Origin of the sequence: Streptomyces vilmorinianum, assembly GCF_005517195.1 — a bacterium.
Classification (GTDB): domain Bacteria; phylum Actinomycetota; class Actinomycetes; order Streptomycetales; family Streptomycetaceae; genus Streptomyces; species Streptomyces vilmorinianum.
The window spans coordinates 4,358,769-4,373,116 of record NZ_CP040244.1 but is presented as its reverse complement, the minus strand read 5'-3'; the positions used below and the strand labels follow the sequence as shown (position 1 = coordinate 4,373,116).

The window sequence follows — 14,348 nt, the reverse complement described above, 5'->3', positions numbered from 1 at the left end:
GCGTACTGGAACCGGCCGCCGACGGGTTGTCCCCGTGATCGACCGTCCTCCAACTGCCTTGGGTACTATCGGTTGTTCCTGGTGGTCGGCGTGAGGGAAGGCGGGCATGGTCGCGAGGTATCTCGTCTCGCCGCACGGCCGTCGCCGCGCCTACCCCGACATCTCGTCCGCGCTGCGCGCGGCGGCCGGCCGGGGCCGGGCGGCCTTGATCGAGATCGCGCCCGGCCGCTACGAGGAGGAGCTCACCGTCCACGGCGAGGTCCAGCTGGCCGCGGTCGACGGCCCGGGCTCCGTGGTCGTCAGCCGGCCGCGCGGAGCCGTCCTGGACGCCTCCGGCGCGGTGAGCGTCCACGGCCTCGTGCTGATCGGCCGTGACGCCGACATCGTCGGCTGCCACGCGGGAACCCTCACGCTGGAGCAGGTGGAGATCCGGGCGGACAACGGCGTCAGCGTGCACGCGCGGCCGAACACGTCCGTGACGTTACGGGACAGCGTGATCGTGCACGGCCGGACGCTGTTCGCCGGGGCGGCGGGGCTCGTCGAACGGTGCCGGTTCGCCGACGCCGCCGACAACGCGGTCGCCGTGATCGAGGGGGCCCGCGTCTCGGTCCGCGACAGCTGGATCGGCGGCAGCCGGATCCACGGCGTGCGCGTCAGCAACGCGTGGGCCCAGGTGACCGGGTGCGAGCTGACCGGCACCGGACAGGCGGCCGTCATGGCGGACGCACAGGCGGAACTCACGGTCGCCGGCTGCGTGATCACCGCCGTGCACGGAGAGGGGATCGCGTACATCGAGCAGTCCCGGGGCTCCGTGGACGACACGCGTGTCACCGACGCGCAGCACGGGATCGCCGTGACGAGCGGCGCCGATCCGGTGGTGCGTGACTCCGTGTTCAGCGAGTGCCGCGACACGGGCCTCATCATCCGGACGTCGGGCCGTGGCAGGTTCGAGAACTGCGAGATCCCCGGCGCGGGCAACGTCGCGGTGGTCTCCACCGAAGGCGGCGTTCCTGAGGTCGACGGCTGCCGCATCTCGGGAGGCAACGTCGGCATCGCCGTCACCGAAGGTGCCCGAGGCCGCTTCACCCGGATCCGGATCGAGGATCTGACCAGCACCGCGCTGCGGGTCTGGGACGGATCCAGAGCCGCGTTCGAGCACGTCCGCGTGGACCGCTGCCCGTCCGGCCTGGAGACGCGCGGCAACGGCGGCACCACGGCCGACCTCGCCGACACGGCGTTCCACGACCTCTCCATGGCTGCGGTGACCGCCCTGGGCGAGTCCAGGGTGACGCTCACCGGCGTGACGGCGGAGCGCGCGGTGATGGGCTTCTGCGCCGGCGACGACGCCCAACTCTTCGTGCGCGGCTGTGACGTCAGCACGATGAGCACGGGCGGGGCCATCGGATTCGGCAGGGCGAGGGTCGTCGCGAGGGACCTCACCGTGACCGGTTCGGACGGCATCGGACTGTGCGGCAAGGACACCGCCTACCTGGACGTCGCGAACAGCACGTTCGCCGACTGCGCGCTCGCGGGTGCGGTCTTCCAGGAGGAGTGCGGCGGCCGCCTGGTGGACTGTTCCGTGAGCGGAACGCAGGGTCAGGCTGTTCAGCACAACGGCCGCGTCGACCTGGTCGCGCTGCGCACCACGCTGGCGGTCGTCCGGACAGCCGATCACCCGGCCGAGCCCGCGCCGACGATCATCCACACCGGCCCGGTCATCCACGGCGACGTCCACAACTCCCAGATCGCCTGGGGCAACGAGAACGTCACCCAGCAGCAGACCAACGAGGACGGTTCCCACACATGAACGACCCGCAGAACGTCCACCACCACGACGGGCCGGTGTTCAACGGCGACGTCCACAACTCCCAGATCGCCTGGGGCAACGAGCAGGTCACCCAGAACCAGCAGAACACCAGCGCCGTCGCCCCCGGCCACCAGGCGCTCGCCGAGCTGGTCACCGACCTGCTCCGGCAGCTGCCCCAGGCGGGCCTCGCCGACCGGGAGCGCGAGGACGCCGAGTCCGCCGCCAGGGAGGTCCTGACGGAGATCACCCGGCCGGAACCCGAGGAGGGCAGGCTCCGCCGCGCTCTCGGCATGCTCAAGGGAGCGCTGGCCCCGGTCGCCACCGGTGTCGCGGCCGGTACGGCGGTGGGGGCGCAGGAGTGGGCCCGGACGGCGATCGAGGGACTGACCCGCCTCGTCTGACGGCGGGCCGCCTCCACGTCCTGCGGCGAGATCAACCGCGGCCGGTTGTTCCGTCCCGCAACTTCCCCGGAATCCACCGTAGTTGGGCGGCCTGCTGGAACGCGGCGCCGCCCTCGTGGTCGTTGAAGTCGTAGACCTCGATGCCCTTCTCCTCGTGGGCGTACGCGTTGAAGGCCGCGAACACCGTCGACGGCGGGCACGTCAGGTCCTCCAGGCCGGTCGAGAAGAGCGCCGGGGCCGTGGCGCGGGCCGCGAAATGGACGCCGTCGAAGTAGGCGAGGGTCCGCCGCACCTGCTCGGTCCGGCCCCGGTGGGTCTTCAGATAGCTCCCGATCTCCCGGTACGGCTGCCGGTCCGTGATCGTCGTCGCGCGCGGGAAGTCGCACAGGAACGGCACGTCCGGTGCCACGGCCACCAGTCCCCGTACGAGCCCCGCGACCGCCAGCGTGATGCCGCCGCCCTGGCTCACCCCGGTCACCGCCGTGCGCGCCGCGTCCACCAGCGGATGCGAGCGGGCCGCCTCCACGGCGCGTACCGCGTCGGTGAACAGACGGCGGTAGTAGTACGCGTACGGGTCCTCGACGCCCCGGGTCATGAAGCCCGGGTACGAGGGAGCGCTGCCCACGGGGTCGGGGGTGTCGCCGGTCGCCCAGCCGCTGCCCTGGCCCCGGGTGTCCATCACGAAGTGCGCGAACCCGGCCGAGGCCCAGAGCAGATGGGAGTGGGGCAGGCCGCGCCCGCCTCCGTACCCGAGGAACTCCACGACCACCGGCAGCGGTTCGCGCGTCCCGGCCGGAAGGACGAACCAGCCCTTGACGGGGTGGCCGCCGAATCCGGCGAAGGTCACGTCGTACACCTCGACCGTCGCGAGTCCGGTCTCCACCGGGTCGAAGCGCGCGCCGAGTTCATGGTCCCGTGCCTCGTCGAGGGTCTTGGTCCAGAACGCGTCGAAGTCCTCCGGCTCCTCGGACACGCTGCGGTACGTGCGGAGTTGGTCGAGCGGAAGATCGAACCGGGACATGAACACCGCCTTTCCGTGAGAGGCCGCGTCCGGCCTCCTCGGCCGGTCGCTCCGGCCAAGATCACGGTACGGGGCAACGTGCCCTGTTCATAGGCGTGAACGAGAATCAGCGTGGCGGATTCTCGCGCGTCCGCGATCGAGTCGAACTCGACCTCGTCCCGCGCCACCCCCCCCGCGCGTCCGCGTCGACCGAGCGGCGCAGCGCCTCATGCGGCTTCGCCGGGGTGAGGACGCCGAGGAACCGGCTTCCGTCCAGGGCGGCCACCCAGCCGTGCAGATCCCCGTCACCGCCGAGCACCACGGCCCAGCGGCCCCCGTCGGCACGCAGCCGGGCGGCGGCAGCGGCGGCCGGCTCGTCCAGGCGGGCGACCGGCGGCTGTTCCAGGTCGTCCGGTTCGATCGTGGTGACCGAGAGGCGCTTGAGACCCCGGTCGGCGCCGACGAACTGGGCGACGTGCGGCGTGGCGGGTGTGCCGAGCACGGGGGCCGGCATGTCGAACTGCTCGATGCGGCCCTGGCCGTAGACGCCGATCTGGTCGCCCATCCGGACCGCCTCCTCGATGTCATGGGTCACCAGGAGGACCGTCTTGCGGACCTGCGACTGGAGCTTGAGGAACTCGTTCGCAGGTGCTCGCGGACGACCGGGTCGACGGCGCCGAAGGGTTCGTCCAGGAGCAGTACGGGCGGATCGGCGGCCAGGGCGCGGGCGACGCCGACGCGCTGGCGCTGGCCGCCGGAGAGCTGTGCGGGGTAGCGGTCGCCGTAGACGGCCGGGTCGAGGTCGACCAAGGTGACCAGTTCGCCCTCGGGGACGTCGAAGGAGAGGCCGTCGACGGCCGTGGTGCCGTCCGCGTACACCTTGCCGACCTGCTCGAACCGGATCATGGATCCACGCGGGGAGCCGCCTCGGCACCCCGCACGGGGGCCGGGACCGTACGGGGCGCCTTGTCATGACCCTTGCGAGCCGCTCCACCGTGCTGCTATCTATCCGTTAGGAAACTTTCCTTCCAATCCATCGTTCCGGGAGACCCCCATGACATCGGCACGATCGGTACGACTCTGGCTGCGCTCCCTCGGCGGCGCGGGCACCGCCACGGCAGCCCTGCTCCTCGGCCTCACCGCCGCCCCACCGGCCGCGGTCGCCGCCCCCGTCACCCACGAGGCGGAGACGGCCACCGTCTCCCAGGGCGCCGTCGAGTCCAACCACACCGGCTTCACCGGCTCCGGGTTCGTCAACTACGCCAACGTCAGCGGCAGTTACGTCCAGTGGAACGTCAACGCCGCCCAGGCAGGCACCGCCACCCTCACCCTGCGCTACGCCAACGGCACCACCACCAACCGCCCCATGAACATCACCGTCAACGGGGCCGTGGCCGCCTCCGGCAAGGCCTTCCCCGGCACCGGCGCCTGGACCAGCTGGGCCACCACCACCCTCACCGCCCCGCTCAAGGCGGGCGCCAACACCATCCGCGCCACCGCCACCACCGTGAACGGCGGCCCGAACGTCGACCACCTCAAGGTCGACACCGCCGCCGTCGTCGTCGACACCCCTGCCGCGATCAACGGACAGCTGAAGGTCTGCGGCACCAAGCTCTGCAACCGGTACGGCAAGCCCGTCCAGCTGCGCGGCATGTCCAGCCACGGCACCCAGTGGTACAGCCAGTGCCTCACCGGCGGTTCCCTCGACGCCCTCGCCAAGGACTGGAACGCCGACGTCCTGCGCGTCTCCACGTACGTCCAGGAGGGCGGGTACGAGACCGACCCGCGCAAGTACACCGACCTGGCCCACTCGCTCATCGACCAGGCCACCGCGCGCGGCATGTACGTGATCGTCGACTGGCACATGCTCGACCCGGGCGACCCGCACGCCAACCTCACCCGCGCCAAGACCTTCTTCACCGAGATCGCCCAGCGCCACGGTGCGAAGACCAACCTGCTCTACGAGATCGCCAACGAGCCCAGCGGCGTCTCCTGGTCCCGGATCAAGAGCTACGCCGAGGAGCTCATCCCCGTCATCCGCGCCAAGGACGCCGAGACCCCGATCCTCGTCGGCACGCGCGCGTGGTCCTCGCTCGGCGTCTCCGAAGGGGCCGACGAGTCCGAGGTCGTCGCCAACCCGGTGAACGCCGCCAACATCATGTACACCTTCCACTTCTACGCGTACTCGCACCGCGACGCATACCTGAACACCCTGTCCCGCGCCGCTGACAAGCTGCCCGTCTTCGTCACCGAGTTCGGCACCCAGAACTACGCCGGCGAGGGCGCCAACGACTTCGCGATGACCCAGCGCTTCCTCGACCTGATGGCCGCCAAGAAGATCAGCTGGGTCAACTGGAACTTCTCCGACGACAACCGCAGCGGCGCCGTCTTCACCGTCGGCACCTGCGGCAACAACGGACCGTGGGCCGGGACGAGCTCGCTGAAGCCCGCCGGCGTCTGGATCCGCGACCGGATCAGGACGGCCGACGACTTCCCGACGTCCTGACCCGACGTCCTGACCGGGCCTACTGACCGGGCCTCCTGACCAGGCCTCCTGAACCCACCTCGATGCGCCCCCGCCCCGCGCCCTGTGATCCACTGGTCGGGCGGGGGCACATCGAACAGGAGCAGCATTGACCAGCTACCGCCAGCCCGGCCTCGTCCTCACCGACCGCCGCTTCACCGTCCCGCTCGACCACGCTGCCCCCGAAGGCGAACGGATCGAGGTCTACGGCCGCGAGGTCGTCGCGAGCGACAAGGCCGGAGCGGACCTGCCGTGGCTGGTGTACCTGGAGGGCGGGCCCGGCTTCGGGGCCCGCCGCTTCATCGGCCGGCAGGCCTGGCTCGGCCGGGCCGTCCAGGAGTACCGCGTCCTCCTCCTCGACCAGCGCGGCACGGGCCACTCCACCCCCGCCAACCGCCAGACCCTGCCCCTGCGCGGCACCCCACGGCAGCAGGCCGACTACCTCGCCCACTTCCGCGCCGACTCGATCGTCAAGGACTGCGAGCTGATCCGGAAGCGCCTCACCGGAGGCGCCCCCTGGACCGTCCTCGGCCAGAGCTTCGGCGGCTTCTGCGCCACCCACTACCTCTCCACCGCCCCCGAGGGCCTGAGGGCCGTCCTGATCACCGGCGGGCTGCCCTCCCTGCACGCCACCGCCGACGAGGTCTACCGGGCCGCCTACCCCCGCATCCGGCGCAAGGTCGAGGCCCACTACGCCCGTTACCCGCAGGACGTCGAACGCGCCCGCCGGATCGCCGCCCACCTCGCCGAACGACCGGCCACCCTGCCGTCCGGCGCGCTGCTCACGCCGCAGGCCTTCCAGTCCCTCGGCATCCTGCTCGGCGGCGGCGAGGGGACCCACCAGCTCCACCTCCTCCTGGAGGAAGCCTTCGTCCTCACGCCCGCCGGGCCCGCACTCTCGGACGCCTTCCTGGAGAACGTCCAGGCCGTCCTCTCGTACGCCGGACACCCGCTGTACGCCGTGCTCCACGAGGCGATCTACGCGCAGGGGCAGGCGCAAGGGCACGGGCCCACCGCCTGGGCCGCCGAACGCGTCCGCGCCGAGTTCCCCCGCTTCGACGCCGACAAGACCCTGGCCGGCGACGAACCGCTCCTGTTCACCGGCGAGACCGTCCACCCCTGGCACTTCGAGACCGACCCGGCCCTGCGCCCGCTGCGCGAGACCGCCCAGCTGCTCGCCGAGCGGACCGACTGGGCCCCGCTGTACGACGCCGGGCGCCTCGCCGCCAACGCCGTACCGGTCGCCGCCGCCGTCTACCACGACGACATGTACGTGGACACGGCCCACTCGCTGGAGACGGCCCGTGCGATCCGGGGCCTGCGGACCTGGGTGACCGACGAGTTCGAGCACGACGGCGTACGGGCGAGCGGCCCGCGCGTCCTGGACCGGCTGCTCGCCCTCGCCCGGGGTGAGATCTGATCGTCCGACGATAGGATTCGCGGCGCGATCGGCCGGCGATCGGATGAGTCCGCAGGGGGGCCTGGGTGGCGCAGAGCGAGGTTCCGGCGTCCGGACGCGAGCTGAAGTTCCGTACCCTCATGGCCGAACTGCGGCGCGGCATCCTCGACGGCACCTGGCCGCCCGGCTCCAAGCTCCCCACCGAGCGGGCCCTGGCCACCGAGACCGGACTCTCGGTGACCACGGTCCGCCGGGCGTACGAGGACCTCGTCGCCCTCGGCCTCGTCGAACGCCGGCAGGGTGCGGGCACCTTCGCCGCACACCGCCCCGCCGACGACGGGCCCGCCGGCGCCGACCGCCGGGTCGTCGGCGTCCTCGTCCCCGACACCGCCTTCTACTACCCCCGTGTTCTCCAGGGCATCGAGCGGGAGCTCGCCGCGGCCGGCGCACGGCTCGTCCTCGCCTGCTCGCACTACGACCCCGAGGAGGAGGACGCCGCCGTCCGGCGGCTGCTCTCCTCCGGCGTCCACGGGCTGCTGCTCGTCCCCACCCTGCACACCGCCACCGATCCGGGCCGGCGCGCCGACGAACTCCTGGCGCTGCCGGTCCCCGCCGTCCTCGTCGAGCGCCGGCTCGCCGCGCACGGCCCCGGCGACCCCACCGAACACGTCTGCACCGACCACGAGGGCGGCGCCTACGACGCCGTACGCCATCTGCGGGACCTGGGGCACGAGCGGCTCGGCCTCCTCGTCCGCGCCGACGCGCCCACCACCGCGCCCATCGAGTCCGGCTTCGCCCGGGCCGTCGCCGACCTCGGCCTGCGCGAGCCGCTCCGCGTACGGGACGGGCGGCGGGGCTGGAACCCCGAGCGGGCCGACCGCGCCGTCGCCGACCTGCGCGCGGCCGGGGTCACCGCCGTTCTCTGCTTCGGCGACCGCGAGGCGGCGCTCGTCCTCGCCGCCGCCCGCCGCGCCGGGCTGCGCGTACCGGAGGATCTCGCGCTGATCAGCTACGACAACGAGTTCGCGGACGTCGCCGAGATCCCGCTGACCGCGGTCTCGCCGCCCAAGTTCCAGGTCGGCAGGCTCGCCGCGCAGATCCTGCTGCGCCGGCTCACCGACGGCGACGCCTCCCCGCTGCACCAGGTGCAGCTGCGGCCGCGGCTGGTCGTCCGGGCCTCGTGCGGCGCGGCGCCGGCGCGGACCGCGCGGGGGACCGCACGGGGGACCGCGCGCAAAAGTCCAAGCAGTGCGTCCTGATTGCGTATGGTGCGCTGCCGACCCAGGGGATAGAACTCGGTCCGGACCACCCATGAGGAGAGGACCCGGACATGACCACCCACGTCAGCGCCGAGATCGCCGGCCAGCCGGACTGCTGGCGGCGGGCCGCCGAGGCAGCCTCCGACCACGCCGACCTGTTGCCCCGGCGCGGTGAGCGGATCGCGGTCGTCGGCTGCGGCACGTCGTACTTCATCGCCCGTGCCTACGCCGCCCTGCGCGAGTCCCTCGGCGAGGGGGAGACCGACGCCTTCCCCGCCTCCGACGAGACGCCGCTCGGCCGCGGCTACGACCGGATCGTCGCCCTCACCCGCTCCGGTGCGACGACGGAGGTGGCCACCCTGCTCGCCCGCGCCGCCGGCCGCATCCCGACGCTCGTCCTGACCGGGGCCCCGGACAGCCGCGCCGCGCGGCACGCGGACCGGGTGATCGGCCTCGGCTTCGCCGACGAACGCTCCGTGGTCCAGACCCGGTTCGCCACGACGGCCCTCCAACTGCTGCGCGCGGGGCTCGGGGTGGACCTGACCCCCTCGATCGTCGACGCCGAACTGGCCCTGTACGAACCGCTGCCGGCGGCCTGGGAGCAGCGCACCCAGTTCACCTTCCTGGGCACCGGCTGGACCGTCGGACTCGCCGACGAGGCCGCGCACAAGCTCCGCGGTGTGGCCCGCGCCTGGGCGGAGTCGTACGCGGCGATGGAGTACCGCCACGGTCCGATCATCATCAGCGACCCCTCCAGTCTCGTGTGCTGCCTGGGACCGGCGCCGGCCGGACTCCGGGACGAAGTGGAGGCCACCGGGGCGCTGTTCGACGCCGACGCCATCGATCCGCTGGCCGCCCTGGTGCGCGCCCAGCGACTCGCGGTCACGCTCGCGGCCCGCCGCGGATTCAACCCGGACCGCCCCCGCCACGCGTCGCGCTCGGTGATCCTCTCCGGAGCGGTCCCGGTCTAGCCGCGGAAGCGTGTCAGACGTCGACCAGCGTGTCAGACGTCGACCAGGCGGGCCAGCTCCACCCGGGAGCAGATGCCGAGACGCGCGTAGATACCGCGCAGATGGTGGTCCACCGTACGAGGGCTGAGCACCAGGCGGGCGGCGATCTCGCGGTTGGTGGCGCCGTCGGCGACCATCTTGGCGATCAGTGCTTGCTGGGCGGTGAGATTCTGGATCCCCGGAACGCCGGCCGGGGTCTCCCCGGAGGTGTCCGCCGGCCCGGCGACGGGGCAGCCCATCGCCCGTAGCTCGGCGGCCGCCTGACGGGCGCTCGGCTGCGCGCCGAACTGTTCGAACGCCTGGTGGGCGGCGCGCAAGCGGTCGCGCGCCTCCGGGCGACGGCGCATCCTGCGCAGCGCGATGCCGTACAGCAGCTCCGTGCGGCCGCGTTCGAGGTGACGGCCGTCCGCGTCATGCAGGTCCAGGGCCTCGCGATAGTGGTCGAGGGCCTGTTCGCCCGAGCAGAGCAGCGCGCGGCACCGGGCGGCGAGGGCGAGATGCCCGGGGCTCGCGACCGTCGCCGCCCACTGCTCGTACCCGGAGAGGGCCGCGGCGGCCGCGGCCTTGTCCCCGGTACGGACGGCGGCCTCCACGTAGTGCGGCGTGGTGATGCGCCGGATGGCGGGGTGGCCGTGGCCCGGCCCCAGGCGAGCGAGCGCGCGCAGTCGGGAGACCGCCTCCGCGGGCCGGCCCATGGTGAGGTCGAGATAGGCCAGCGCCCACAGGCTCAGGGCGGTGGCCAGACCGATCCCGTGCTCCGCCGCATGGCTCTGCGCGCTCCGGGCATGGGCCAGGCAGGCGCCGGTATCGCCCCGGACCGCGGCCAACAGGGCCATGCCCGCCCGCACATGGCAGGCGATGTTGTCCTGCCCCGTCTCCTGGGCGAGACGCAGCGCGTGGACCGCGGTGGTGGTCGCGGCGTCGAGCCGCCCGGACCAGGCCTCGGCGTAGGCGCGGAACTCCAGGGCCTGCGGCAGCGCGGACAGCGCCCCCTGGGCCCGGGCGGCCGCCTCGGCCTGGTGGGACGCGGCGAGGGCGTGATCGTCGTCGCCGAGGTAGAGGGCCGCCATGGTGGCGTGCACCAGCGCCGTGGGGTCGTCGCTCTGCCGGGCCAGCATCACGGCCTCGCGCAGCCGGACCACGGCCTCGGCGTATCCGCCGCGGGCGGACGCGGCGACCCCGGCCAGGCCGGCCAGGAGCGCCCGGTCGGCCGGCGCGGACGGTGGCGGGTGCCGGCCGGAGAGAGCCGCCGCGAGGCGGGCCGCCTGCTGGCAGCGTCGCAGATCGCCCGTGTAGTGCCCGACTTCGGCGGCATGCGCGAGCGCGTACGTGGCGAACGCCGGGGCGAGTGGGGCGGCGGCATAGGAGGTGGCGGCACCAGAGGCGGCGGCACCAGAGGCGGCGGCGCCAGGGACGGCCACGGCTGAGGCGGCCGCGTCCGCCAGGTCGTCGTACGCGGCGGGAGCGTGCCCGCACCGCAGAGCGACGATTCCACGGAGCAGCGATATCCGCGGGTCGCGGCCCGCGGCGGCCGGTGCGATGCTCTGCGCGGCGGCCAGGAGCCTGCGGGCATGGTCGGACCGGCCGCCGCGCCAGGCGTGCAGGGCGGCGGAGGCAAGGTCGGCCAGGCGCCCCGCGGAGTCGGGGGAGAGCAGCGCGGCACGCTCGGCCCGATGGGCCGCGAGGCGGTGATCGGCGACGGGCGTCGCGGCGAGATCCCTCGCGAGCCGCCGGCTCGGGCCCAGCGAGGCGCACGCGCGGTGCCAGTTCCAGGGGAGCCGCTCGGTCCTCGCGTCCAGAACGCGCGCCAGCAACTGGTGGGAGGCACGGCGCTCTTCGGGCCGTGCACTGTCGTACACGACCGCCCGCAGCAGGGGATCGCAGAACTCGATTCCCGCGGCGGTGGACCACAGGAGGCCGGCGTCCTGGGCCGGCGTCAGGTCCGCCGTGTCGTATCCGGCTGCCGCGACGGCGCGCAGAAAGGCCCTGCTCTCCACCGGGTGCTGATCCGCGGCGGCGAGCAGCAGCAGGCGGCGGCCGGCCGCGGACAGCGGGGCCAGGCACGCACGGTAGGCCTCGACCGACGGCAGCCGGCGGCAGAGGGGATCCGGGAGCGGGTCGACACCGGCGCGTTCGCGGGGAGTGAGGGCGGCGGTGAGTTCCGCCGCGGCACGGGCGTGGCCGTGGACGGCCAGCATCGCGCGGACGGCGACGCCTTCGACCGGTGGTACGGGAGCTTCGCCACCCATCAGCATGTCTGTCTACGCTAATTGGAAGTTACTGGAGTGTAAAGACTGGCGATTCCGCCGATGGCGGGGAGGTTGCGCCGACCTCACGCTCGGACCCCCCTACAAGAGTGAGGAACTCCGATGCGTCGACTCGCCCGTGCTCTGTCCGCGGCCGCGACCGCCTGTGCCGCGGTGGCCGCTGTGCTGCTGCCGTCGGCTCCGGCCCAGGCCGTGGTGCCCGATCCGGTGCTCTTCGTCCACGGCTACAAGGGCGGTGCGTGGAACTTCGATCTCATGGTCTCCGACTTCAAGGACTCGGGCTGGCCCGCCGACCGGCTGTACGCGATGTCCTACAACCCGCTCCAGTCGAACCAGACGATGGCGGCGCAGATCCGCGACCAGGTCAACGCCCTTCGCGCGCGCACCGGCGCCGCCAAGGTCGACGTGGTGACGCATTCGATGGGCGGCCTGGGCTCGCGTTGGTACCTGAAGTTCCTCGGCGGTACCTCCTCCGTGGACGACTGGGTGTCCCTGGGCGGCCCCAACCACGGCACCAACGCGGCCCAGGTCTGCGACTGGGCGGTGGCGTCGTGCAAGGAGATGGCCGTGGGCAGTTCCTTCCTGACCCAGCTGAACGCGGGTGACGAGACGCCGGGCGCGGTGAACTACGGAACGTTCTGGTCGTCGTGCGACGAGCTGATCAACCCCGATACCAGCACGGTGCTCTCGGGTGCGACGAACACCAACGTGGGCTGTGTGGAGCACGCCTGGCTGCTGGTCAGCGAGAACGTCTCCCAGCTGACGCGGAACTTCGTGAGATGAGGCCGCGGGAGGCGGCGGCCGCGTGGGCCTGCCGCCTCCCGCGTACGCCGGTGACCCACGCCGATCCACCGCAGAGCCGCCGCAGAGCCGCCGGAGAGCCGACCGGACCGTATTCTGCGCCCATGATCGATACGAGCATCACACCACTCGAAGAGATGCCCGGTGACTGGCAGCGCGCGCTCGCGATCGTCGCCCACCCCGACGACCTCGAGTACGGCTGTGCCGCCGCCATCGCCGGCTGGACGGACGCGGGCAAGGAGGTCGTCTACGCCCTCGCCACCCGTGGCGAGGCGGGCATCGACTCCCTCGACCCGGACACCTGCGCCGCCGTGCGCGAGCGGGAGCAGCGGGCGAGCGCGGAGGTCGTGGGGGTGTCGACGGTGGAGTTCATGGACCACCGGGACGGCGTGATCGAGTACGGACTCGGTCTGCGCCGCGACATCGCGGCGGCCGTCCGCCGCCACCGCCCCGAACTGCTCATCACCCTCAACCACCGGGACACCTGGGGCCCGGCGGTCGGCGGGTTCTGGAACACCCCGGACCATCGCGCGGTCGGCCGCGCCACCCTCGACGCGGCGGGCGACGCGGGCAACCGCTGGATCTTCCCCGAGCTGACCGAGCAGGGCCTCGAGCCCTGGAACGGTGTCCGCTGGGTCGCGGTCGCCGGATCGTCCACCCCGACGCACGCGGTGGACGCCACCCCCGGCGTCGAACGCTCGGTGCGGTCCCTCCTCGCCCACAGGGCCTACATCGAGGCCCTCACGGACGAGGATCCGGAGGAGTACGTCCGTACCTTCCTCGCCGGGAACAACCAGCGCTTCGCCGAGCGCTTCGGCGGCCGTCCGACCGTCGCCTTCGAGCTGTTCCCGCGCTGAGCCGCCACGGTCGTGACCGGCCGGGGCGGCCGACCGGCCACCCCAGTCGGTGACGACCGTGGCCGGGCCCTACTCCTGCGGGGCGGGCTTGAGCACGGCGAACGGGGCCCCGAAGGGGTCCGTGAGCCAGGCGATCCGGCCCACGTCGGGGATGTCCGCCGCCGGCATGAGCACCGAACCGCCGTTCCCCTGCGCCCTGGCCACGAGGTCGTCCGCGTCCGCGACGGCGAAGTACGGAATCCAGCGCGCGTGGTCCCCACCTTCCTGGAGCTCGGCGATCCCGCCGAAGGAGGCGTCCTCCTGGTCGCCCTCGGCGGTGGACAGCACCCGGTAGGTCATGCCCGGCGCCTCCATCTCCTGCGAGCGCCAGCCGAACAGCTTCCCGTAGAAGTCGAGGGCGGCCTGCGGGTCGGGGACATGCAGCTCGGCCCAGACGAGGGCGTTGTTCTCGGAGGCCTTCTCCACGCCCTTCATCGAGCCGGGCTGCCATACGGCGAACTCGGCGCCCGCCGGGTCGGTGAGCTGGGCCAGCCGCCCGGCGTCCATGGCGTCGAAGGGCTCGGCGCGGACCGTCCCGCCGTTCTGCTCGGTGGCCTTCGCCGTCGCATCGGCGTCGGGGGTCTGGAAGTACACCATCCAGGCGGAGCTCGCCCCCTCCTCGGTCAGCGGTCCGAGGCCGGCGACCCTCTTGCCGTCCAGCGTGAAAAAGCCGAAGCCGCCCGCGTCAGGGCCCGCCGACCGGAAGTCCCAGCCGAAGACGGCGGTGTAGAACGCGGCGGCCGCCGCCGTGTCGGGGCTGCCCAGGTCGAGCCAGTTGGGGGAGCCCTTGGAGAAGTCCGTACCGAGCATGTGGTGAGCCCTGCCTTTCCGCTTCTGGAGGTCGTCCGGCCACCCTCGCCGATCCTCGCCGTTCGGCCCCGCCCTCGCAGCCGCAGACGCCCGGGTTCATCCGCGTGGACCACCGGAAGGCTCGCGCCGCGCATGCGGGCTTGACAAATATTCTTGCTGTTTCTGCAATGGGTA

At 72.8% G+C, this 14,348-nt stretch carries 11 protein-coding genes and 1 pseudogene; 8 read left to right on the top strand and 4 right to left on the bottom strand.

Annotation, left to right across the window (positions count from 1 at the left end; translation table 11 throughout):
* Window positions 1-106 precede the first annotated feature (106 nt).
* Together FDM97_RS20410 and FDM97_RS20405 are read left to right on the top strand one after the other, a co-directional pair.
* Window positions 107-1,807, top strand: a complete 1,701-nt coding sequence (locus FDM97_RS20410; protein WP_137991816.1) for a right-handed parallel beta-helix repeat-containing protein — start codon at window positions 107-109, stop codon at window positions 1,805-1,807.
* The gene (locus FDM97_RS20405; RefSeq protein WP_137991815.1) at window positions 1,804-2,208 is read left to right on the top strand and encodes a hypothetical protein; all 405 of its coding nucleotides are present in this window, start codon (window positions 1,804-1,806) and stop codon (window positions 2,206-2,208) included. Before FDM97_RS20410 ends, FDM97_RS20405 begins: the two co-directional genes overlap by 4 nt.
* 31 nt (window positions 2,209-2,239) lie before the next feature.
* Here the strand turns inward: FDM97_RS20405 and FDM97_RS20400 are convergent, their stop codons facing one another.
* Together FDM97_RS20400 and FDM97_RS20395 are read right to left on the bottom strand one after the other, a co-directional pair.
* Window positions 2,240-3,229, bottom strand: a complete 990-nt coding sequence (locus FDM97_RS20400) for an acetylxylan esterase (protein WP_137991814.1) — start codon at window positions 3,227-3,229, stop codon at window positions 2,240-2,242.
* 125 nt (window positions 3,230-3,354) lie between these two features.
* Window positions 3,355-4,114: pseudogene (locus FDM97_RS20395) on the bottom strand (ATP-binding cassette domain-containing protein); the annotation flags it as partial.
* On the opposite strand from FDM97_RS20395, the gene FDM97_RS20390 reads away from it, so the two are divergent.
* From FDM97_RS20390 to FDM97_RS20375, 4 genes are all read left to right on the top strand, one after another.
* Complete coding sequence (locus FDM97_RS20390) at window positions 4,113-5,714, top strand: cellulase family glycosylhydrolase (protein ID WP_432816232.1); 1,602 nt, start codon at window positions 4,113-4,115, stop codon at window positions 5,712-5,714. The pseudogene FDM97_RS20395 and the gene FDM97_RS20390 sit on opposite strands and share 2 nt — an antisense overlap.
* 127 nt (window positions 5,715-5,841) lie before the next feature.
* Window positions 5,842-7,152, top strand: coding sequence for an alpha/beta fold hydrolase (locus FDM97_RS20385; protein ID WP_137991812.1), 1,311 nt, complete (start codon window positions 5,842-5,844; stop codon window positions 7,150-7,152).
* 65 nt (window positions 7,153-7,217) lie between these two features.
* Window positions 7,218-8,390, top strand: coding sequence for a GntR family transcriptional regulator (locus FDM97_RS20380; protein WP_254705683.1), 1,173 nt, complete (start codon window positions 7,218-7,220; stop codon window positions 8,388-8,390).
* Between the two features lie 71 nt (window positions 8,391-8,461).
* Window positions 8,462-9,361 (top strand): SIS domain-containing protein, encoded by a 900-nt coding sequence (locus tag FDM97_RS20375; protein ID WP_137991811.1) that lies wholly within the window; start codon window positions 8,462-8,464, stop codon window positions 9,359-9,361.
* Window positions 9,362-9,393: 32 nt separating this feature from the next.
* Here FDM97_RS20375 and FDM97_RS20370 read toward each other — a convergent pair whose 3' ends face one another.
* Window positions 9,394-11,649, bottom strand: coding sequence for a helix-turn-helix transcriptional regulator (locus FDM97_RS20370; RefSeq protein WP_137991810.1), 2,256 nt, complete (start codon window positions 11,647-11,649; stop codon window positions 9,394-9,396).
* Between the two features lie 120 nt (window positions 11,650-11,769).
* Between FDM97_RS20370 and FDM97_RS20365 the strand changes: the two genes are divergently transcribed.
* Window positions 11,770-12,450, top strand: coding sequence for an esterase/lipase family protein (locus FDM97_RS20365; protein WP_137991809.1), 681 nt, complete (start codon window positions 11,770-11,772; stop codon window positions 12,448-12,450).
* A 122-nt stretch (window positions 12,451-12,572) separates the two neighbouring features.
* On the top strand, window positions 12,573-13,325 hold the full coding sequence (locus tag FDM97_RS20360; RefSeq protein WP_137991808.1) for a PIG-L deacetylase family protein: 753 nt from the start codon (window positions 12,573-12,575) through the stop codon (window positions 13,323-13,325).
* Window positions 13,326-13,394: 69 nt separating this feature from the next.
* Here the strand turns inward: FDM97_RS20360 and FDM97_RS20355 are convergent, their stop codons facing one another.
* Window positions 13,395-14,174 carry a VOC family protein gene (locus FDM97_RS20355; RefSeq protein WP_137991807.1) on the bottom strand — a complete coding sequence of 260 codons (780 nt, stop codon included), beginning with the start codon at window positions 14,172-14,174 and terminating at the stop codon, window positions 13,395-13,397.
* Window positions 14,175-14,348 lie beyond the last annotated feature (174 nt).